This window comes from Weissella cibaria (genome assembly GCF_004521965.1).
In the GTDB taxonomy this organism is placed as follows: Bacteria; Bacillota; Bacilli; order Lactobacillales; family Lactobacillaceae; genus Weissella; species Weissella cibaria_A.
In genome coordinates this window covers 1-4,223 of the sequence record NZ_SDGK01000095.1, presented here as the reverse complement: position 1 = coordinate 4,223, position 4,223 = coordinate 1, and the positions used below count along the sequence as shown (strand labels likewise).

3 protein-coding genes are annotated in these 4,223 nt (G+C 34.6%); all 3 read left to right on the top strand.

Features of this window, described 5'->3' with window-relative positions; all coding sequences use genetic code 11:
- Positions 1-358: 358 nt before the first annotated feature.
- The gene (locus EST42_RS10205; protein WP_134645314.1) at positions 359-763 is read left to right on the top strand and encodes a hypothetical protein; all 405 of its coding nucleotides are present in this window, start codon (positions 359-361) and stop codon (positions 761-763) included.
- Positions 718-1,161 (top strand): hypothetical protein, encoded by a 444-nt coding sequence (locus tag EST42_RS10695; RefSeq protein WP_167711258.1) that lies wholly within the window; start codon positions 718-720, stop codon positions 1,159-1,161. Before EST42_RS10205 ends, EST42_RS10695 begins: the two co-directional genes overlap by 46 nt.
- A gap of 206 nt (positions 1,162-1,367) precedes the next feature.
- Positions 1,368-4,058: a YfhO family protein gene (locus EST42_RS10195; RefSeq protein WP_134645312.1), complete on the top strand. Its 2,691-nt coding sequence runs from the start codon at positions 1,368-1,370 to the stop codon at positions 4,056-4,058.
- Positions 4,059-4,223 lie beyond the last annotated feature (165 nt).

Below are 4,223 nucleotides of genomic sequence, written 5' to 3'. Positions count from 1 at the left end.
ATGTGATAGAAATCTGGAAATAGTTGGTTGAGATGCCATGTTTTGCGCATAAACAAAAGAGCTCTTATGGTTTTCACCCAACGGGTGAAAGCGCAAAACCCGCTGAAACGGTATTAACTTGCTGTTTCAACGGGTTTTGTTTGTCTTGATGAATAACCCGGGTAAAAATTTAATAAAACAGTTATTTTTCAGTATTATGTTGATATAATCAATCATAGATTTGAAAAAAGGATTACGTAATTATGGTGAAGAACAAAAGAGCCCGTCAAAGTAATTTAGAATTATTGCGTATAGTGGCGATGTTTATGATTATTTGTTGTCATTTTGTAATTTATAACAACTTTGTGGGCCTACAGATGTGTTTTCAGAAAAGGCTTTGGGCTTATCTATACTTCGAATGGGTGGCAAATTGGGAGTGGTTTTGTTTGTTATGATTACAGGTTATTTTATGCTGAATAAGGCGTTTAGGTGGCAAAGGGTTATCGGCCTCAGCAAACAAACTATGTATTTTTCAATAGTTGTTGTCCTTCTAACTTACGCATTTCAAGGAACGTTACCAGATTTGCTCGGTACTACAAGGATTATATTCCCTCTTATTATGGCCGATTATTGGTTTCCAACTGATTTTGCGTTGATTTTGATTTTAAGCCCTTTATTAAATATGGTGATGAATGACCTAGACAAAAGAATAGCGAGGGTTGGATTGATTGGATCCGTGTGTATGATTGGATTACCAATAATCATGCTGAATATGAAAAATTAATTAATAAGTCTGATTGTTTCATACTGCATGGGGCGTATGCTCAAAAATATAATATAAAAATAGAAAAAATTAAGATATTTATGTTGATTGGTGCAATTCTTGTTGCTACGTCAATTGTAACGGGGGCGCTAATGGCAGCTGCAAAATCAAACGCTTTCTTTTCGGGGCTAAGGTTGTTTTTTGTTAGTGGATTCAATGTTGGTGCTTTTATTATCGCGTTCTTGATATTTGTATTATTTAAGGATTGGGAGTTTGGAAGTGTTCCAGTTATTAATTTGATAGCAAGCACTACAGTCGGTGTATACCTGTTTCATGATAGTCCCACATTTAGTATCTACATGTGGAGCGAGATTGTTAATCCTACTAGGTGGCATGGCTTAGAATTGGTGGTGGTTTGATTGTATCTGCGTTGGGGATATTTGTCACAGGCATGATTTTAGATTTAATACGGCAATATATCGGTAAGGTGTTTGCTATGTTGAATAGTAAATTTCTTACAAAAAATAAAATGGTTAATGAATAATGATGGACGAACCTAACAAACGCATGACATGGGTATTTCCTTCGTTTGTTAATCTTCACAGGGCTTAAAGGAAATTTTTAGATGAATATTTTTTTAAAAAAAAGTTACATAGTATACACCTTTATATTTTTACTATATGTAGTTGTAACTTTTAGTAGCAATTTTTTATTTGGGTATACACTTGTAGACCATGCAGATGCTTTCAGACAACACGTGGCTTATGTAAAAACTTTGCATGAATACATTTATACGTATGGACTGGGTTTTTGGAATAACTGGGATTGGAATCATGGTGTCGGAAGTGATGCTGTAAGTATTTTATCTTATTACAATCTTGGAGATGTACTGGGATGGGTAAATGCGTTGTTACCGATCAAACATTTAGATTGGACGTATAGTTTTTTTTATTTGCTACGTTTATATTTGGTTGGAGCAGCAGCAATTCTCTACTTTTCTAACCATTTTAAAAATACCGTTGCTGTAGTTTTGGCAAGCGTGACATACACGTTTTCAGGTATGAATATTCCTGCGTTGCATCCAATGTTTGTAAACGCCATGTGGCTCCTACCATTAATTTTGTATGGTACTGATTTAATTATTTCTGGCAAAAATTATGCCGTTTTCATAATAACGGTAACGTATTCTTTGATGAGCAATGTATATACTACGTACATAATTGGTCTCGGTGCAATTGCTTACTTTTTAATTGGGCTTATTTTTTCTGAACAAGAGAAAAGAATTAAAATAATTGTCCTTTGGAAGACGATTTTTGCTGGGATAATTTCTTTATTGATTTCAATGCCTTTTTGGGTACAATCCGTACGAGCGATTTTAAATTCTCCAAGAGCTGGAGGAGTCATAGCTAATGGCTTATGGTTATACCCAGCAAAATATTATTTTAATTTTGTACAAGGATTATTCGTTCTTAAATCTCCTGGCTTTTATACTAACGTAGCAGTAAATGCTGTGGCTTTCATCTCTTTGGTAGTTGCTTTTGTGTTTTGGAAACAAAACAAAAAATTAGTAGCTGCACTTTTCATTCAATTGATAATGCTAATGTTTCCACTCGTTGCAGCGATTATGAATGGAGGAACTACACCTTCGAATCGCTGGGTGATTATATTTATCTTGACGATAAGTTACGCAACAGCTTGGATGGTAGAAAATTTAGAAACTATATTTAATCATAGGTTACAGGTTACAGTTTTTGTAACCATTGGGATTGCCTTTGTGGCGGTTGTAGTTGCATTACCAATCAGCCTTAGTAAGGGGTACGCATTAATTTCGATGGTTAGCCTGGTTGCGGCTTCATTTGTAATTGCATTTCCTTCCAAAAAAAGAAAGAATTCCCTACTGTTCATTGCTGTGTTTAATATTGTTGGAGTAGGGGCGTTTGCTTATTCTGATACGGGTGGCAACCTTGTTAATTTGTATAGTCAATCCCGTATTAAGGATTATCACCCTTTTGACGTATTTGAAAAAACAAAAGCACAGCGAGTTAGTTACGCTTCAACGGACTTGACAAGTTCACTTAATCGAGCAAATTTTGCTCAATTCGATCATGCTATGACACTTGAATCATACAATTCTTTGGATAATAAATTTGTGTATGATTTTTCTAAATCTGTTGTAAATACACCTACGCAGAAATTGGATCCTTTGCGTCAGATGGACAATCGTGAAGAATTGTTGTCACTGCTTGGTGTGAATCAGATATATTCGTACTCTGGAAATAAGCGGTTGCCGTTTGTCTTGTATAAGAACAATGGTGTGTCGCCACTATATACAAGTAAGACATCTGTTCCTTTGGTGTACAGGGCAGATAACACTATTTCAGAACGACAGTATTATGCTTTACCAAGTTGGCAAAGATCTTCAGTACTGACCAACAATACAGTTATAGATGAAAAGAAAACTGGGGTAATAAACACGGAAAATGAGCCTGTTACGCTGGATACCCAGCAGGAAGGGAAGTTCAATTTTCTCAACAGCCAAACGGTTAGAGTATCACTACCTAACAAAGTGAATAATAGCGGTTACCAATTAATGCTATATTTTGAGGGTCTGCATTTTAAATCACAAACATTTGCACAGGCAATTCACAACATTGAAGCCACAAATGAAGATGTACCAAGCCATTCTATGGGAATTGGAAGAGTTTCAGGAAGACAAAAGAAATTCAATGAATTGATTAATTGGGGCAATTCAGACAAGACTGCGTACATTTTGAAGTTTACTGCAAGTAATAAGTACGAAAATTCATTCATAGATTATGGTCAACAGCAAACTACCTTTTACAATCCTCAAGAAAAAGTGATGATTAATTTAGGAAGTTCGGATGCCCAAAGACATTTTGTGGATATTAAATTAAACAAAAAAGGCATTTTGAGTTTTAAAAAAATGGAAATTGTTGCAGTTCAAATGAGAAATGTGAAACGTTCTGTTGAGCAAATTCATAAAAAAAATAAAGACATTGATGTTAAATTAAGTAACAAGGGATTACGGACAACTATTAATGTTGCATCAAAAAAACAATTTATGGCTACGTCTATTCCATATCTAGAATCTGGCTGGAATTTGCTAATCGATGGAAAATATGCAAAGATCGTAAAGACAAATGTTGGTTTTATTGGGTTTGCGTTAAACAAAGGCAATCACTTAGTAGAACTTAAGTACCATACCCCATATCTTCGAGTAACTATTGTCATATCACTAATAACTATTACCTCACTGATTATATTTGGAATGGTTAGAGTAATTCGCAATAGATAATTTAAAAAAATATGGTTTTAAAAGCACCTTTCGGATTGGTTCAAAGTCAAATGGTACTGATGATCGGTAAAATTTAATATTTTGAACCTTGCTTAGGCAGCTGATTTTCTATGCTTTGTCAACACAGATGTTGATATATAGCTATTCTGATCGTTCTAGTAAATT

What these genes read in the sequence shown, in the direction of transcription:
- EST42_RS10195 (WP_134645312.1), top strand. Translation starts at nt 1,368, where the DNA reads ATGAATATTTTTTTAAAAAAAAGTTACATAGTATACACCTTTATATTT.